The organism is Leptotrichia massiliensis, assembly GCF_900104625.1.
Lineage (GTDB): Bacteria > Fusobacteriota > Fusobacteriia > Fusobacteriales > Leptotrichiaceae > Leptotrichia > Leptotrichia massiliensis.
On sequence record NZ_FNVZ01000005.1, the window covers coordinates 1,143,106 to 1,159,102 of the forward strand.

The 15,997-nt window shown below is 29.1% G+C and carries 16 protein-coding genes; 9 read left to right on the forward strand and 7 right to left on the reverse strand.

Features of this window, described 5'->3' with window-relative positions:
• Window positions 1-5 precede the first annotated feature (5 nt).
• Window positions 6-440: a 50S ribosomal protein L13 gene (rplM, locus tag BQ5344_RS09495; protein ID WP_018450228.1), complete on the reverse strand. Its 435-nt coding sequence runs from the start codon at window positions 438-440 to the stop codon at window positions 6-8.
• A gap of 195 nt (window positions 441-635) precedes the next feature.
• Window positions 636-971, reverse strand: a complete 336-nt coding sequence (locus BQ5344_RS09500; RefSeq protein ID WP_036072001.1) for a hypothetical protein — start codon at window positions 969-971, stop codon at window positions 636-638.
• A gap of 297 nt (window positions 972-1,268) precedes the next feature.
• On the opposite strand from BQ5344_RS09500, the gene BQ5344_RS09505 reads away from it, so the two are divergent.
• The 7 genes from BQ5344_RS09505 to nagE all read left to right on the forward strand — a co-directional run bounded on the left by BQ5344_RS09505 (window position 1,269) and on the right by nagE (window position 9,055).
• Window positions 1,269-3,326 (forward strand): BglG family transcription antiterminator, encoded by a 2,058-nt coding sequence (locus BQ5344_RS09505; protein ID WP_071125115.1) that lies wholly within the window; start codon window positions 1,269-1,271, stop codon window positions 3,324-3,326.
• On the forward strand, window positions 3,320-3,751 hold the full coding sequence (locus tag BQ5344_RS09510; protein WP_071125116.1) for a PTS sugar transporter subunit IIA: 432 nt from the start codon (window positions 3,320-3,322) through the stop codon (window positions 3,749-3,751). The genes BQ5344_RS09505 and BQ5344_RS09510 overlap by 7 nt, the downstream gene beginning before the upstream one ends.
• Window positions 3,752-3,797: 46 nt before the next feature.
• Window positions 3,798-4,067 (forward strand): PTS sugar transporter subunit IIB, encoded by a 270-nt coding sequence (locus tag BQ5344_RS09515; RefSeq protein ID WP_006803591.1) that lies wholly within the window; start codon window positions 3,798-3,800, stop codon window positions 4,065-4,067.
• Between the two features lie 23 nt (window positions 4,068-4,090).
• On the forward strand, window positions 4,091-5,440 hold the full coding sequence (locus BQ5344_RS09520) for a PTS ascorbate transporter subunit IIC (protein WP_071125117.1): 1,350 nt from the start codon (window positions 4,091-4,093) through the stop codon (window positions 5,438-5,440).
• A 41-nt stretch (window positions 5,441-5,481) separates the two neighbouring features.
• Entirely contained in the window at window positions 5,482-6,330 is an 849-nt protein-coding gene (locus BQ5344_RS09525) for a transketolase (protein WP_071125118.1), read from the forward strand.
• Complete coding sequence (locus BQ5344_RS09530; protein WP_071125119.1) at window positions 6,331-7,293, forward strand: transketolase family protein; 963 nt, start codon at window positions 6,331-6,333, stop codon at window positions 7,291-7,293.
• A gap of 328 nt (window positions 7,294-7,621) precedes the next feature.
• A complete protein-coding gene (gene nagE, locus BQ5344_RS09535) occupies window positions 7,622-9,055 on the forward strand; it encodes an N-acetylglucosamine-specific PTS transporter subunit IIBC (RefSeq protein WP_071125120.1) in 1,434 nt (477 codons plus the stop codon).
• A 102-nt stretch (window positions 9,056-9,157) separates the two neighbouring features.
• On the opposite strand, the gene rlmD is transcribed toward nagE, so the two are convergent.
• Complete coding sequence (gene rlmD, locus BQ5344_RS09540; protein WP_071125121.1) at window positions 9,158-10,597, reverse strand: 23S rRNA (uracil(1939)-C(5))-methyltransferase RlmD; 1,440 nt, start codon at window positions 10,595-10,597, stop codon at window positions 9,158-9,160.
• Window positions 10,598-10,627: 30 nt separating this feature from the next.
• Window positions 10,628-11,776 carry a pyridoxal phosphate-dependent aminotransferase gene (locus BQ5344_RS09545; protein WP_071125122.1) on the reverse strand — a complete coding sequence of 383 codons (1,149 nt, stop codon included), beginning with the start codon at window positions 11,774-11,776 and terminating at the stop codon, window positions 10,628-10,630.
• A 153-nt stretch (window positions 11,777-11,929) separates the two neighbouring features.
• On the opposite strand from BQ5344_RS09545, the gene BQ5344_RS09550 reads away from it, so the two are divergent.
• Window positions 11,930-12,682, forward strand: a complete 753-nt coding sequence (locus BQ5344_RS09550; RefSeq protein ID WP_021768793.1) for a GumC domain-containing protein — start codon at window positions 11,930-11,932, stop codon at window positions 12,680-12,682.
• A gap of 76 nt (window positions 12,683-12,758) precedes the next feature.
• Here BQ5344_RS09550 and BQ5344_RS09555 read toward each other — a convergent pair whose 3' ends face one another.
• On the reverse strand, window positions 12,759-13,616 hold the full coding sequence (locus BQ5344_RS09555; RefSeq protein ID WP_071125123.1) for a histidinol-phosphatase: 858 nt from the start codon (window positions 13,614-13,616) through the stop codon (window positions 12,759-12,761).
• 202 nt (window positions 13,617-13,818) lie between these two features.
• Window positions 13,819-14,016, reverse strand: coding sequence for a cold-shock protein (locus BQ5344_RS09560; protein ID WP_015769847.1), 198 nt, complete (start codon window positions 14,014-14,016; stop codon window positions 13,819-13,821).
• Window positions 14,017-14,298: 282 nt separating this feature from the next.
• On the opposite strand from BQ5344_RS09560, the gene BQ5344_RS09565 reads away from it, so the two are divergent.
• Window positions 14,299-14,811, forward strand: a complete 513-nt coding sequence (locus tag BQ5344_RS09565) for a hypothetical protein (RefSeq protein WP_071125124.1) — start codon at window positions 14,299-14,301, stop codon at window positions 14,809-14,811.
• A gap of 292 nt (window positions 14,812-15,103) precedes the next feature.
• Here the strand turns inward: BQ5344_RS09565 and BQ5344_RS09570 are convergent, their stop codons facing one another.
• Window positions 15,104-15,985, reverse strand: coding sequence for a hypothetical protein (locus BQ5344_RS09570; protein WP_021768278.1), 882 nt, complete (start codon window positions 15,983-15,985; stop codon window positions 15,104-15,106).
• Between the last annotated feature and the right edge of the window lie 12 nt (window positions 15,986-15,997).

Below are 15,997 nucleotides of genomic sequence, written 5' to 3' on the forward strand. Positions count from 1 at the left end.
ACCTCCTATAACTCTATTCTTTCTGGTTTTTGTGCTGTATGTGTATGTTCTGTTCCTGTGAATAATCTCAATCTGTTAATCATTTGGCTTCCTAATTTGTTTTTAGGTAACATTCTTTCTACAGCTTTTCTGATTACTTCAGTAGGTTGTTTTTGTAACATTTCTTCTAAACTTCTTACTTTCAATCCACCTGGATATCCACTATGTCTGTAATATTTTTTGTCTAATAATTTGTTCCCTGTTACAGCAATTTTATCAGCGTTCAATACGATAACAAAATCTCCTCCATCAACGTGTGGTGTGTAGCTTGGCTTATGTTTACCCATTAATCTAACTGCGATTTCAGTAGCTAATTTTCCAAGTACTTTTCCTTCTGCGTCTATCTCATACCAGTTTCTTACAACTTCTTCTTTTTTTTGCATTACAGTGTATTTACTCACTTTGTTTCCTCCTGTTTTTATTCTCTATTTTATAGAATAACGGTCCTTTGTGGGAAAGGCTCATATTAGTTAATTATATATTATTTCTTTTTACTTGTCAAGTGAATTTCCTTGATATTTTTCCATTTGAAGAAATTTAAAAGATTTTATTCATAAAAAATACCCTTTTTACTTTTAATCCTTATAAAAATCTACTCATTCCATTTTCTCAAGATTTTTACTCATCTCTTTTTTTATTTGTTTTCTAAATTCATCTGATAACAAAAACTCATATCCATGTTTCTTAATAAGTTTCATCTCTTTTTCTGTTATTTCCTCTGGAGTTTTTGAACTGGCAATTTTATATGCTAACGAATCTTCCATACGACATTTTTTAATAAGTTTCATTTCTTTTTTTGTTATGTCTTCCAGTTCTTTTGAACGAATAATTTTATCAGCCATTATACTCTCAATCATACTATTACCAAAACAAGCAAATACATTTGTACTAATTCCTAAAGCCATTATAGCTAACACTAATATTTTTTTCATATTTATCATTCCTTCCATTTATTTTTACTGAAAATGTAATTCTTGACATTTTACCTATTTGATTAAAGCAATATTCAAATCCAAAATATCCTTTTAACACAACATTATTATACTACATTTTATCTATAATGTCAATTTTTAAAGTAACGTTTTTTCTGCAATTTTAAGCAAACTAAAAAAAAATAAAGAAATAATAAATTTATGCAGATGGTAACATTTTTTCAAATATATTTGAAATGGAATTTAGATTGATTATTTAAATTTTCGAGGTATCCTTATTATAGAAAGGTGAATAATATGTTAAATTATAGGGAAACTGAAATATTAAATAACCTTATTAAAGGGGAAAAATATAATTTCAAATTAATATCTGAAAAATATAGCGTTTCAGACAGGGCCGCTAGATATTATATTAATAATATTGACAGTATTTTACGGTTACTTGACTATAAGATTACTAAAAAAGTTAAAAACAGTATTTATCTTGATACTAATCAGGATTTTAAAAATCTATTTGAGATTTTGGAAAAAATTAACAAACTATCTATAGAAGATAGAATAAATATTTTGAAGTTAGTATTATTTTTTGACGAAAAAGGACTTAATATTACAAAAATATGTGAAGAACTTGAAATTTCCAGAACAACAATAAAAAAAGATTTGAAACTGATGTCAGAAGAATTCAAAATACAAGGAATCGAGCTAGTTTATAAAAATGCTAACGGTTATCGCCTTAATGGTAATTTTCGAGAAATTCTCATAAAAAAAATTGAACTTCTGGAGCAAATATTTGATTCCCTTAATAATAAAAATTTTTCAAAAGTAATCAAAACACAAGTTTTTCGTTATTTTTTCAAATATATTAAGCAAAAAAATATTGAAAATGCAAAAAAATTTATTGTAGAAATTGAAAAGGTCATGTTTTTAAATATAAATGAAGAAAGCTATAATAAAATATTTTCTTATGTCCTGCTACTTCTAAATTTTGAAAAAGCTCATGAAAATCAAAAAGATTTGATTGCAAAAAAATTTTTAATTCACACAGAAGAATATCAAAAAATCGAAAAGATTTTACAAAAAATTCTGAATAAAAATAAAATAAAATCTGAAATGTTAATTGAAATAACTGACTTGATAATGGGAATAAATATAAACAGTCTAAAAAATAATTCATTTAAAGGCTGGATAAATGAAGAACTGATTATAAAAAAAATGATTTCTAAAGTGAGCAAAATTGTAAAAACTGACTTGACACGTGATGAAATATTATACAATGGACTTTTATACCATATAAAGCCTGCTATGTATAGAATAAAAAATAATATTCAAATTACAAATTCAGTTTTTCAAGAACTTATTTTAGAAAAAGATCCTATTTTGGAAGTAGTAAATAAAGCTGTAGAGGAAATTGAAGGCCTTTTTGAAGTAAAGTTTCCAGAAGATGAAATTGCTCTTATGGGCTTTCATATAAAGGCTTCCATTGAAAGAAACACTTCTGAAAAAACCAAAAAAGTAATTTTAATTTGTGGACTAGGTTATGGCAGTTCAAAAGTACTTGAACAAAGTTTAAAGGAAAATTATGATTTGGATATTGTAGATGTTCTGCCATACTACTTGATAAAGACTTCAATGCCCAATTATGCAAATATTGATTTAATTTTATCTACTATCGATTTAGAAGAAAACTATGATATTCCTGTTATAAAAATAAATCCATTGCTTAAAGAGCAAGATTTTATCCTCTTATCAAAATATGGAATAAGAAAAAATATAACAAAAATTTCTTTAAAGCAAATAATGGACATAATAAAAAATAATACAACCATAACAGATGAAAATAAACTTATAAATGAATTGAAAAATAAACTTGAAAATAAAGTTATTGATGATTTGTCAGAAGTAGGAATTATTTTAAAGAAAATGCTTAGTAAAAATAATGTCCAATTTGTCGATAAAGTTAAAGATTGGAAGGAAGCAATAATTAAAGCTGGAGAGATACTTGAAAGAAACGGATTTATCAAGAAAGATTATATAGTAGAAATGATAAAATTAATTGAAAAACATGGAGCTTATATTATTATTGAGGAAGGAATGGCAATTCCACATGCACCAATTTCAAAAAATGTATTAAAAACGGGGATTTCATTATTAATTGTAAAAGAAAAAGTTCTATTTCCAAATGGAAAAGGTGCAAACATATTTTTAAGTTTTGCAACTACCAGCAAAACAGAGCATCTAGGAATTTTAAACGATTTATTTGAATTAATTACAAAATATAATTTTATTGAAAAAATCTCAAAAATAACTGAATATGAAGAATTAAAAGAATTCTTCAGAAAGGAACTTATATGTTAGAAAAAATACTTGATGGTAACATTCAAATAATAGATTCTGCAATCAACTGGAAAGAAAGTATCAAAATCGCAGGAAAACCTCTATTAGAAAAAAATATAATAACGGAAAATTATATCAACGCTATGATAGAAAGCATCGAAAAACTAGGTTTTTATGTTATTTTAAGAGATAATTTGGCAATGCCGCATGCAAGACCTGAAGACGGTACATTAGGCACTGGAGTGAGCCTTTTAAAACTTAACAATCCAGTATATTATGGCGATTCCAAAGTACAGCTGGTATTTGTACTGGCAACTAAAGATTCCAACAGCCATTTGGAAACTCTTATGCAGTTAATGGAGTTGTTTCAGGATGATGAAAGCATTGAAAAACTTATAAATTCAAAAGATTATAATGAAATATTAGAAGTTATAAAAAAATATTGATTTAAAAAATAAAAATAATTTATAAAAAAATTAGGAGGAGATTATTATGAAAATTATGGCAGTTTGTGGATCAGGATTAGGGAGCAGCTTTATGGTGGAAATGAACATTAAAAAGGTTCTTAAAAAAATTGGTGTAGAAGCAGAAGTTGAACATTCTGACTTGGCATCAGCACTTCCAGGAGCAGCAGATGTATTTGTAATGGGAAAGGACATTGCAGAAAGTGCAACAGTTCCAGCTGACAAGTTAATTGTTTTGGACAGCATTATCAGTATGCCTGAACTGGAAGAAAAATTAACAGATTATTTCAAAAAATAAAATATAAAATTTAGGAGGTAAAAATGAAAAGCTTATTAACTCTTATTGTAGACATTTTAAAAGTTCCATCAATTTTAGTTGGATTAATAGCTATGATTGGTTTACTAGTTCAGAAAAAACCAGCTACAGATATAGTAAAAGGTACAATTAAGACGATTTTAGGATTTTTAGTGCTAGGTGGAGGAGCAGGACTTGTTGTAAACTCGCTGGCACCTATGGGAAGCATGTTTGAACAAGGATTTCATGTTCAAGGAATAGTGCCTAATAATGAAGCAATTGTTTCATTGGCATTAAAAGAATACGGAACAATAACAGCGTTAATAATGGCGCTTGGAATGTTCTGGAATATATTTATCGCAAGATTTACAAAGTTAAAATATATTTTCCTGACAGGACATCACACTTTATATATGGCATGTATGATTGGAATAATATTAAAAGTTGGCGGATTTGAAGGGCCTTTATTAGTAATCATTGGTTCATTGACATTAGGACTTGTAATGGCAATATTTCCTGCATTGGCACAACCTTACGTTAGAAAAATTACTGGAAGTGACGATGTTGGATTTGGGCATTTCAGCACAATAGGGTATGTTTTATCAGGATTTGTCGGATCTTTAGTTGGAAAAGGTTCAAAATCAACTGAAGAAATGAAATTGCCTAAAAATTTAAGTTTTTTAAGAGACAGCTCAATTTCAATTTCATTGACTATGATGATAATTTACTTAATTTTGGCATTAGTTGCAGGAAAAAGCTATGTTGAAACTGAATTAAGTAGTGGAGATAACTACTTAGTATTTGCAATTATTCAAGCTATAACATTTGCAGCAGGAGTTTATATTATTTTATCAGGTGTTAGACTTGTTCTTGCAGAAATAGTTCCAGCCTTTGTAGGATTTTCTGAAAAGCTTGTACCAAATGCAAAACCTGCGTTAGATTGCCCAATCGTATTCCCTTATGCGCCAAATGCTGTATTAATTGGATTTTTATGCAGCTTTTTAGGAGGAATTGTTGGATTATTTATGCTTGGTATGTTAAAATGGACTCTTATCTTGCCAGGAGTAGTTCCTCATTTCTTCTGTGGAGCGACAGCAGGTGTATTTGGAAACGCTACTGGTGGTAGAAGAGGTGCTTCAATTGGAGCCTTTGCAAATGGACTATTATTAACATTCCTGCCTGTAATTTTATTACCAGTGCTAGGAAATTTAGGATTTGCAAACACTACATTCTCTGATGCAGATTTTGTAACAGTTGGAATTGTATTGGGAAATATGGCAAAACATATATCTCCAGCAGTAATTTCTGGAATAATCGTTGGAATAACTGCTATTTTAGTAGCCTTTGGATTTGTACCTTCAAAAAAATCAAAATAAATTATTGTTAAAAATTGACTATCATTTGGAAGGAGCCAAAAATGAATAGTGATTATAATGAAAAAGTGAAAGAAATGAAAAAATTAGCCGCCAATATTAGGATAAATACACTAAAATCCCTTACTAATCTAGGTTTTGGGCATTACGGCGGGAGTTTATCAATCGTTGAAATATTAGCAGTACTGTATGGTGGCATTATGAATGTTGATGCTAAAAATCCACATTGGGAAGGCAGAGATTATTTTGTGCTGTCAAAAGGGCATGCAGGTCCTGCACTGTACACAACTTTAGCTTTAAAAGGATTTTTCCCGCTTGAAGAAATTTACACATTAAATCAAAATGGAACAAATTTGCCAAGCCATCCGGATAGACTCAAAACAAAAGGAATTGATGCAACAACAGGTTCTCTAGGGCAAGGAATCTCAATTGCCACAGGAATTGCAAAAGCTCTGCAAATAGACAAAAAAAATAATAGAGTTTTCTGTATTATTGGAGATGGAGAAATAAATGAAGGGCAGTGCTGGGAGGCATTTCAGTTTATTGCTCACCATAACTTAAATAATTTAACGGTATTCCTCGATTACAACAAAAAACAGCTGGACGGTGCTTTGGATGAAATAATAAAGCCATTCTCTTTTGAGGAAAAAATGAAATCATTCGGCTTTGATGCTGTTACTGTAAAAGGAAATGATATTGAAAAAATGTATGATATTTTGAAAGTGCCTCGTAAAAACAATGAAAAACCACTATTTGTAATACTTGACACTATAAAAGGGCAAGGTGTCGAATACATTGAAAAATTGAAAAATTCACATCATCTAAGATTGACTGATGAACTAAAGCGGGAAATCGAAAAAGCGATAAAGGATTTGGAAAGCGAGGTGGAATAAATGATAAAAATTTATAATGGAACTCCAAAAAAAGATGAAATAGAAATGAGAAAAGTTTATTCTTCCAAACTTTGTGAATTACTGGAAAAACATAATAAAGTTGTAGCTCTTGAAGCTGACTTAATGAACGCAATTACAACTGACAAGATACAGGGCAAATACCCTGATAGAGTTATAAACTGCGGTATAATGGAAGCTAATATGATAGGTGTCGCAGCTGGAATGTCCATTGCTGGAAAATACCCCTTCGCACATACTTTTACAGCTTTCGCAAGCCGAAGATGCTTTGATCAGTTATTTATGTCGGGGGCATATCAGAAAAATAATATTAAAATAATTGCTTCTGATGCTGGCGTAACTGCCGCCCATAACGGAGGAACCCACATGTCCTTTGAAGATATGGGAATAATGAGAGGTCTCGCTAATACAGTCGTACTAGAAGTGACAGATGCCACAATGTTTGAAAATATTCTCGAACAAGTTGCCACAAAAGATGGCTTCTACTGGGTTAGAACAATTAGAAAAAATGCAACAACAATTTATGAAAAAGGCTCAACATTTGAAATTGGAAAAGGAAACTTATTAAAAGATGGTTCAGATATTACTTTAATAGCAAACGGAATTATGGTGGCAGAAGCCTTAAAAACAGCAGAAAAATTGGAAAACGAAGGAATAAATGCCGCGGTAATTGATATGTTCACTTTAAATCCAATAGACAAAGAGTTAATTGAAACGTATGCACAAAAAACAGGAAAAATAGTAACTTGTGAAAATCATAGCATTCATAACGGTTTAGGAAGTGCAGTTGCTGAAGTAATTGCGGAAACTGGAAATGCAAAACTACATAGAATTGGAATAAAAGAAAGATTTGGGCAAGTTGGAACTTTGAATTTTTTGATGAATGAATATAAATTAACTGCAGAACATATTTATGAAGCTGCAATGAAATTGCTAAAATATTAAAATCCATTTTAATTAAAATGAAAAATATCGATTTATTAAGTTAGAGTTTATTAATAAGTCGATATTTTATTTTCTACATTAAACCTCATTAGATTAACAGAATAAAATGTTTTATTACATAATTAAACTGTTAAAAATTAGAAAAGTATGCAAAATAAGAAAAAATAGAATAAGATAAAAACACTTAGAAAAAAAATAGAAAAACATTAAAAAAATTTGTTTTTTAATATTGACATCTAATAAAAATAAGATATAATAATAAGGTAAAAAGTTTATATTTATAAATAAAAAAATATAAACAAAAAAGTAGAAAGAGAGTTGGTTAAAAATGATGAAGTATTTACAGAAAATTGGTAAATCACTTATGCTACCGGTTGCAGTATTACCAGCTGCAGCAATACTTTTAGGAATAGGTTACAGACTTGATCCTGTTGGTTGGGGTGCAAATAGTCCTGCAGCAGCTTTCCTAATAAAATCAGGAGCTTCTATACTGGACAATATTCCTATATTGTTTGCAGTAGGAATAGCTGTTGGAACATCTAAAGAGAAAGATGGTTCTGCGGCATTAGCAGGGTTAGTAGGTTTTTTAGTAATAACTACGTTATTATCTAAAGATGCTGTTGCAGTTTTGACAAAAGTGGAAGTAGATAAAGTTCCTTTAGCTTTTGGAAAAATAAATAATGCATTTATAGGAATATTATCAGGAATAATAGCAGCTGAAATTTTTAATAGATTTCACAAGACACAGTTGCCAATGGCTTTTGCATTCTTCAGTGGTAAAAGACTAGTTCCAATATTAACATCAGCTGTAATGCTTATATTATCTCCTGTATTATTCTTTGTATGGCCTATAATATTTGGAGCTTTAGTGACTTTGGGAGAAACATTCTTAAAACTAGGACCTTTAGGAGCTGGAATATTTGGATTCTTTAACAGATTGTTAATTCCTTTGGGATTACATCACGCATTAAATGCGGTTTTCTGGTTTGATGTAGCAGGAATAAACGATATTGGAAACTTCCTTGGAGGAACAGGAGTAAAAGGTATTACAGGAATGTATCAAGCAGGATTTTTCCCTATCATGATGTTTGGACTGCCAGCAGCTGCATTTGCAATGTATCAAGAAGCTAAACCTGAGAGAAAGAAACAGATTGCATCGTTAATGTTAGCAGCAGGGGTCACTTCATTTGTAACAGGTGTGACAGAACCTCTTGAATTTGCATTTATGTTTGTGGCACCTTTATTGTACGGAGTTCATGCTGTTTTAACAGGATTAAGCTTATTTATAGCATCTATGTTCCACTGGACAGCAGGATTTGGATTTAGTGCGGGACTTATTGACTTTTCACTTACTTCAGGGATGCCAATGGCTAATAATCCGTTTATGTTGTTAGTTCTAGGAGTTGCGTTTGGAGTAGTTTATTATCTGTTATTTAAAATATTGATAAATAAGTTTAATTTAAAAACGCCTGGAAGAGAAGACGAGGATAATGATGAAGAAGAATTAAAAATAGAAGCTTCAAATAGTAATCACGCAGAAGTTGCTGCAATTATATACGAAGCATTAGGTGGAAAAGATAATGTAGTTTCTATAGATAACTGTGCTACAAGATTAAGACTGGAAGTAAAAGATTCAACTATAATTGACGACAAAAAAATAAAAAAGGTTGCAGCAGGAATAATAAAACCTTCTAAAACAGATGTTCAGGTAATTATTGGTCCATTAGTGGAATTTGTTGCAAATGAAATGAAAAGATTATAAAAGTATATTACTATAAAAATAAAAACTGCACTTAAACTTTAAATACAGGATTGAAAGTGCAGTTTTAAAATATTTTTATTTTTTTATCTAATTTTGCTATGCTTATGAATGCTCAATTTTGGATTTCTCTAGCAAGCAAACAACTTCCAAATGCGGTGTTTGCGGGAACATATCCACCACCGAACACCTAACCAGCCTGTAACCAAATTCCTCAAACTTCATCAAATCTGTCATCAAAGTTTTTGGATTGCAAGACACATAAATAATATTTTTGGTATTGTATTTTACCAATTTTGTAATAGTTTTTTCACCTGCTCCAGCACGTGGCGGATCCAAAATTAAAATATCTGGCTTGATTCCATCATTATCAAATTCATCTAATTTTGCAAAAACATCTCCTGCGATAAAATGTGCATTCCGAATATTATTTAATTTTGCATTCTCATTAGCCTTTTCTACGGCTTCTGGCACTAATTCGATTCCATAAACCTGCTTTGCCTTTTTTGAAACAATTTGCCCAATTGTACCAGTACCGCTAAATAAGTCAAAAACTGTTGCTTCGTGAATTTTTATATTTTCAATTTCTTCAAGGTACATTAAGACTTTTCCATATAATTTTTCGACTGTCTGGGAATTTGTCTGAAAAAAACTGTATGGACTGATTTTAAATTTTAATCCAAAAATCTCCTCTGTCAAATCACGTTCTCCATACAAAATCGTTTCACTTTCGGAAATAACCATATCCGAAAAATTATCATTAAATGTGTGTAAAATTCCAGTAATTTTAAAATTATCATCCAAATTTAAGGCTAATAATCCTTCTTTAAACTCTTTTTGAAATTTTTCCTTTTCTATCTCACTAATTTGCGTCGTTGTTACAATATTTACCAAAATCTGTTTGGTGAATTCTGCTTTTCTAATTACAAGATTTCTAAAAAAACCTATATGATCTAGCCTATGATAAAAATCAAAACCTGTCTTTTTACAAAATTCATTACAAAAAACATAAATTTTATTAAAATTATCATCCATTAATTTTAACCCATCAACTTCTACAATGTCGTGAAAGCTATTTTGCTTATGAAGCCCTAAAATTATAGGCCCTCCTTTTGCAGCATTTCCAAAGCTAAATTCCATCTTGTTTCTATATTTATCAGACTTTACACTTCTGACAGGCTCTTCAAAAATATAATCATACTTAATAATCCTGTCTAATTCTTTTTTTATATGCCCCGCCTTTATTTCAAGCTGCTCATCATACGTATAATACTGGTAGTTACAGCCTCCATTTTGTCTTTCAATATCATCATAAATCACATTTTGTCTCCCAGCAAAGTCAATAATTTTACAATGTATCAGCTCATACTTTCTCCGTCTTTTTACAAAAATTCCCTCAACAACTTGATTTTTTGCCGCATTAATATTCACATAAATTTTATTTTCATCAAAAAATCCGTAGGCTCTGCCCTTAGTATCAAGATTCGCAATTTTTAACTGTAGCAAGTCCCCTTTTTTCAAACTTTTCTTTTCCATTTTTTCCATCAATTTCTCCATTTTTTTAAATTATCATTTCTACTTTTCTTTTATATATTTTCCCAATCTTGCAATCGCCTCTTCCAATACAGGAATATCATGCACAATTGAAAATCTTACGTATCCCTCCACTTGAAATGTAATTCCAGGCACAATCGCAAGTTCTGTTTTTTCCAGTAAATCAAGCACAAAATCAAATGATTTCATATTTTTAAATTTTTCAATATTCTTATAAGTTGCAAAAACATAAAATGCCCCTTTAGGTTTTAAACATTCAAAACCTAATTTTTCTATCCCATTTACAAAATATTCCACTCTTTTTTTATAAATTTCAGAAATTTTCGTTGTATCGGAACATTTATCAAGGGCTGCAATCGCTCCATATTGTGACAATGTTGATGCACTTGTCACATTATACTGACTGACTTTCTTCACTTGGTTCTGTAATTTTTCATCGGCAATAATATAGCCTAGTCTGTAACCTGTCATTGAATGTGATTTTGAAAATCCATTAATTATAATGAGCTGCTCCTTCAATTCATCAGAAAATTTTGCAAAGGAAGTAAATTTCTCAAAAGTAATCGCTGCATAAATTTCATCACTTATCAAATAAATATTTTTATCTTTCAAAAATTTCACAATTTTAACCATTTCTTCTTCTGCAAGCGTAATTCCAGATGGATTATTTGGATATGTCAAAATTATTAATTTAGTCTTATCAGAAATATTTTTTTCTAAAATTTCTTTTGTCAACACAAAATTATTTTCTTCCAAGTCAACAAATTTAGTTTTCGCCTCAGAAATAGTAATTAATGGCTCATATCCCACATACGCAGGTGTCGGAATAATCACTTCATCATCTTTTGCCAAAATCGTTTTCAAAACCGAAGCAAGCCCTTCTGTAGACCCAACCGTTACCAAAACATTTTGAGCATTATAATTTCCCAAAAACTGCTCATTATAATACTTGGCAATTTTTTCTCTTAATTCAGGCATCCCTCCTACAGGAGAATATTTTATTCTGCTATTTAAGGCATGATACGCCACAGACTCTTTAATTTCCTGTGGAACATCAATATCAGGCTCCCCAATTGTCATATTTATCACATTTTTATAATTTACTAATCTTTCATGAATTTTTCTTATATCAGAAATTTCAATTCCTTCAATAATTGGATTTACATACATTTAAAAACCTTCTTTCTTAATTTATATTTTCAGATTTATAACCAATTATATCATATTTTCAGTTTATTTTATAATTTTTATTAAATTTTCCATTGTCATTTTACACTTTTTTTGATAGAATTAAGATATAAATTTAATTCGAAAGGAAATAAAATGGATAATAAAAATCAACAAATAATTGATGCAAATATGATAATTAAGATTATTTATAAAAATAAAACTTTAATTGCTTTAACTGCAATAATAGTCGTAATACTTTCTACAGCTTTTGTCTTTGTAAATAAATCTTTTAAATCAGATATTACCCTTTATGGTAATGATAAAGTTCTTACTGAAATTGGAGAAAATTCACAATTTTCACTAAACTCTTTTGATTTCTACTCTTACTTGAAAAAAAATTCAAAAACTTTGAGAAATATAAATTTGCCAGAGGATAAGTTTTTTAAAGAAATGTCAACAAGATTAACAGCACAGTCTGAAAATAACGATCCCACAGTAAAGGTAAAATTTACTACAAATAACAAAGCAGAAGGTGAAAATTTCGCAAAAGAATATCCATCACTTGCTCAAGGCTATTTGCTTGAAAGAAAAAATAACTTTCTTAATACACAAATAAAATTATTAGAACAACAATATAACTTTTTAACACAAAACATTGATGTGCGAACTACAAAAGATTCGTTAACAGACACATTAATATCAAGACTTGCATATTATCGTTTATTAAAAAACGATTCAAACCCAGTTGTTAAATATGTAAATTCAACAACAAAACCTGCATTGAATAAAAAGTTAGTTATAGCTGGTTCATTATTCTTAGGATTATTTTTAGGAATTTTGATTGCCTTTATAAAAGAATTTTCTACTACATTAGATTGGGAAGATATTAAAAAAAGACGAAATTAACAAAACTAAAGGGATTATCTCATACTTTGAGGCAATCCCTATTTTTATTTTTTACTAATTTCAATTACTAAAATTGTTAACCTATTTCAACCATCTTTCTCTTTCTTTTATCAAAAGTTACCATTTCAGTAATTCCAAATTTCTTTGCATATTCACCAGCTTCTTTTATTTTCATTCCAACATGTTCAGAATAATGGGAATCACTTGACAAAATCACAGGAATATTATATTTTTTCACATACTCCATAAAATCTCTATACGGTGTGATTTCCTTAATCGGATACCGATAAAACGTTCCCGTATTTATATCCACAACCATATTATTTTTTTTCAAGCATTTAGCCGTACTTTCAAGTAAATTATCAACATCTTTTTTTTCTGGAATATTTTTAAATAATCTCAAGTTAAACGGATGCCCTAAAATATCATACATTCCTGTATTTGCCACATCCTCAATCTCTTTTGCATAATCTTTCCAAATCTGCACCAAATTCTCATCTGTAAATTTATGCTTCAAAGCACTAAAATCAAATCCCCAGCCCTTAATAAAATGTATTGAAACAATCAGATAGTCAAAATCATATTTAGACAATATTTCCTTAACTTTCTCCTGATTTTTAAAATTACACACTTCAATCCCAAACTTTACTGAATATCCCTTTGATTTCAATTTATCTATAAAATCTCTGTATTCATCCAATGTATGTACGAATTTTGTTTTCTGCTCAAGCCATTTTTTCTGGAAATTCCCAGTTTCACTCTCATCCAAAATCAGCTCCTCATAATACAAATCCTTAAATTCCTTAAATCCGTGAGTATGTTCCGTTATTCCAATTTCTGAAAGCCCCATTTCCTTTGCCTTTTCAAAAAACGGATTCACATAATCCTCATCATAACTCCCGTATTCAAAATGCATGTGATAATCCACTAACATAATATTCCCTCTCTTTCTATACAATTAATTTCTTTAATTTTGAACTTATACAGTTAAGTTTAATTAACTAATTATAAATTTTAAGTCCATATTTAAAGAGTTTTATTATATTTTAAAATAAAATCACATATAAAGGAAAAAGCCATTCCAAAATTTATCATTTTGAAACAGCCTTTCTTTAAACAAAAAATTAATTAATCGATTATTGAGAAATTACATTTGTTGCTTGAGGTCCTTTTGGTCCTTCTTCTACATCAAAGCTTACTTCTTCACCTTCGTTAACTGTTTTGAATCCTTCTTTATTGATTTTTGAGAAATGCAAGAAATAATCATTTCCATCTTCTCCTGAAATAAATCCGAATCCTTTTTTGTCGTTAAACCATTTTACTTTACCTAACAAAGTATTACCTCCTAAAATTTTATACCTCAAACAACTGTTACTGTTACAAATATATATTTTTTGTTACACTTACTTGCTTTTGGTTATCTGCAATTATTATACCACACTTTTTCAAAAAATCATAGCCCTTTTTTTCAAAATTTTAATTTGTTTTAAGCAAATATTATAAAATATTTGTTAAGTATAATTTTTAACAAATATTTATCATTACAACCCTTGTAATTTATCCAAAAACAATATAAAATATATATTAAGAATTAACTGAAAAGGACGTGGTAATTTATGAATTTAAAAAAACAAATATTAATCAGTTCATTTGCAATATTGACAATAATGAGCTGTGGAAAAAAAGAAGCGGTTCAAAATGAAGATCAGGATGAAATTCAAATTGAACAGCAAAGTGCTGATGCTACAACTAATAATACTCAGTCTAACCCAAAGGAAGCACAGCCAGTTGTAGAATCTTCTGAAGCTATTGAGGAAAACGCTAATAATCAGCCTCCTTCTCAAGTAAAACCTGAAGAAGTAAAAACTAGCCATACTTTACAGCATGTAGACAAACTTATTGGTAAGGAAATCCCAATGGAAGATAGAATTCTAGTCTTTTCTAAAGAAAATAACCAATATAAAATAACTTACAAAGGTGAATCTGAAAATGGAATGCAAGTAGATACCAAAAATCTGACTTTTAATGAAAAGAACGACAGTTTAACAGATGGAACATATACATTTAAGCTAAACAAGAATAAATTAGGTTTATATTCTGGAAATCAATTTATATTCACAGTCGATTAATTCCATTAAAATTAATTTTTAGAAATACACTCAAGCAGGTAAATTATATATTTAACTGTCTGAGTGTTTTTTATATTCATTTTTTAAAATTATACTCAAACCTATTTAAAATTAAACTATAAAAATTATATAAATTTAGGGTTTTAGTAAAATAATCATAACTTCTAAGTTAAGTTTTAAAACAGTTTTACTATAGAAAAGTATTGTAAACTTTTTTATAAGCTTTAGTGTTTCATTTAGTTATCTAACTACATCTTTTGAAATTAAAGTTACACTTGTAAAATTTAACTTTTTATTCAATGGTAATTTTCCTTGGAACAACTCTCTTTTTCTGAATAATTTCCCTATCTTTTCCCAAATTATCCAAAATTTTAACTAGATATTGGTAAAGCTCTTCATTACTATAATTTTTCTGTTCCATCTCCAATTTTAAATTAATATAGGCAATTATAATATCTCTTTCCACACTTTCATTTAAACAATTTACATAAAAATTTACATCATAAATATCTAAATTTGTTTTTTTGGAAGCCTCTTTACCAAATAATTCCAAAATTTTAGGATGAAGTGTCCCTAATTCATGTTTTGAAGAATATTTTGTATTTATCAGTTCCAGCAAGTTAAAATCACGCCTTAAATCTTTAAAGCTATTGTAATCATTTCTAAGTTCTGCTCCAACTCTTGTAATAAATCTCGTTATTTCAATTTCTCCGATTTTTTTTCTCCCAGTATTTTCAACATTTTCATAATTTATTTCTAATTGATTGTATAAATCAAATCCCGTTTCAACATCATCTTCATTTTTTATTTCAACATTTTCTCCATTATTTAAAATTTCTAATGAAAAATCTGCACTTCTAACATAAAATTTTCTTTTCTGAAAATCTGAAAATAGATTTAATTTCAAAATATATCTATTCTCAATCTCAGGCATATCAAATTTATAATCTTCATTCATCCAAAAAATTTTACCGCCATATTTCACAATTCCTTTTGTTACTGTCACTTGTTTGCTTTCTGCATCTGTAAAAAGATTAAATCCCGAAATTATCCCGTCTTTTCTATCCAGATATAATAGTTCTGTCAATTCTACGGGATTATCCCTCAATAAATCAAGTGCCTGCTTACTTATCACCTGCCCATGCCCAAATATTGGATACTTATTCTCAATCATCTTTCCCCCATT

Excerpts from the sequence above, each read along its gene's own strand:
- BQ5344_RS09500 (WP_036072001.1), bottom strand. The coding sequence starts at position 971 with ATGAAAAAAATATTAGTGTTAGCTATAATGGCTTTAGGAATTAGTACA.
- BQ5344_RS09505 (WP_071125115.1), top strand. The coding sequence starts at position 1,269 with ATGTTAAATTATAGGGAAACTGAAATATTAAATAACCTTATTAAAGGG.
- BQ5344_RS09510 (WP_071125116.1), top strand. The coding sequence starts at position 3,320 with ATGTTAGAAAAAATACTTGATGGTAACATTCAAATAATAGATTCTGCA.
- BQ5344_RS09515 (WP_006803591.1), top strand. The coding sequence starts at position 3,798 with ATGAAAATTATGGCAGTTTGTGGATCAGGATTAGGGAGCAGCTTTATG.
- BQ5344_RS09520 (WP_071125117.1), top strand. The coding sequence starts at position 4,091 with ATGAAAAGCTTATTAACTCTTATTGTAGACATTTTAAAAGTTCCATCA.
- BQ5344_RS09525 (WP_071125118.1), top strand. The coding sequence starts at position 5,482 with ATGAATAGTGATTATAATGAAAAAGTGAAAGAAATGAAAAAATTAGCC.
- BQ5344_RS09530 (WP_071125119.1), top strand. The coding sequence starts at position 6,331 with ATGATAAAAATTTATAATGGAACTCCAAAAAAAGATGAAATAGAAATG.
- nagE (WP_071125120.1), top strand. The coding sequence starts at position 7,622 with ATGATGAAGTATTTACAGAAAATTGGTAAATCACTTATGCTACCGGTT.
- rlmD (WP_071125121.1), bottom strand. The coding sequence starts at position 10,597 with ATGGAAAAAATGGAAAAGAAAAGTTTGAAAAAAGGGGACTTGCTACAG.
- BQ5344_RS09545 (WP_071125122.1), bottom strand. The coding sequence starts at position 11,776 with ATGTATGTAAATCCAATTATTGAAGGAATTGAAATTTCTGATATAAGA.
- BQ5344_RS09550 (WP_021768793.1), top strand. The coding sequence starts at position 11,930 with ATGGATAATAAAAATCAACAAATAATTGATGCAAATATGATAATTAAG.
- BQ5344_RS09555 (WP_071125123.1), bottom strand. The coding sequence starts at position 13,616 with ATGTTAGTGGATTATCACATGCATTTTGAATACGGGAGTTATGATGAG.
- BQ5344_RS09565 (WP_071125124.1), top strand. The coding sequence starts at position 14,299 with ATGAATTTAAAAAAACAAATATTAATCAGTTCATTTGCAATATTGACA.
- BQ5344_RS09570 (WP_021768278.1), bottom strand. The coding sequence starts at position 15,985 with ATGATTGAGAATAAGTATCCAATATTTGGGCATGGGCAGGTGATAAGT.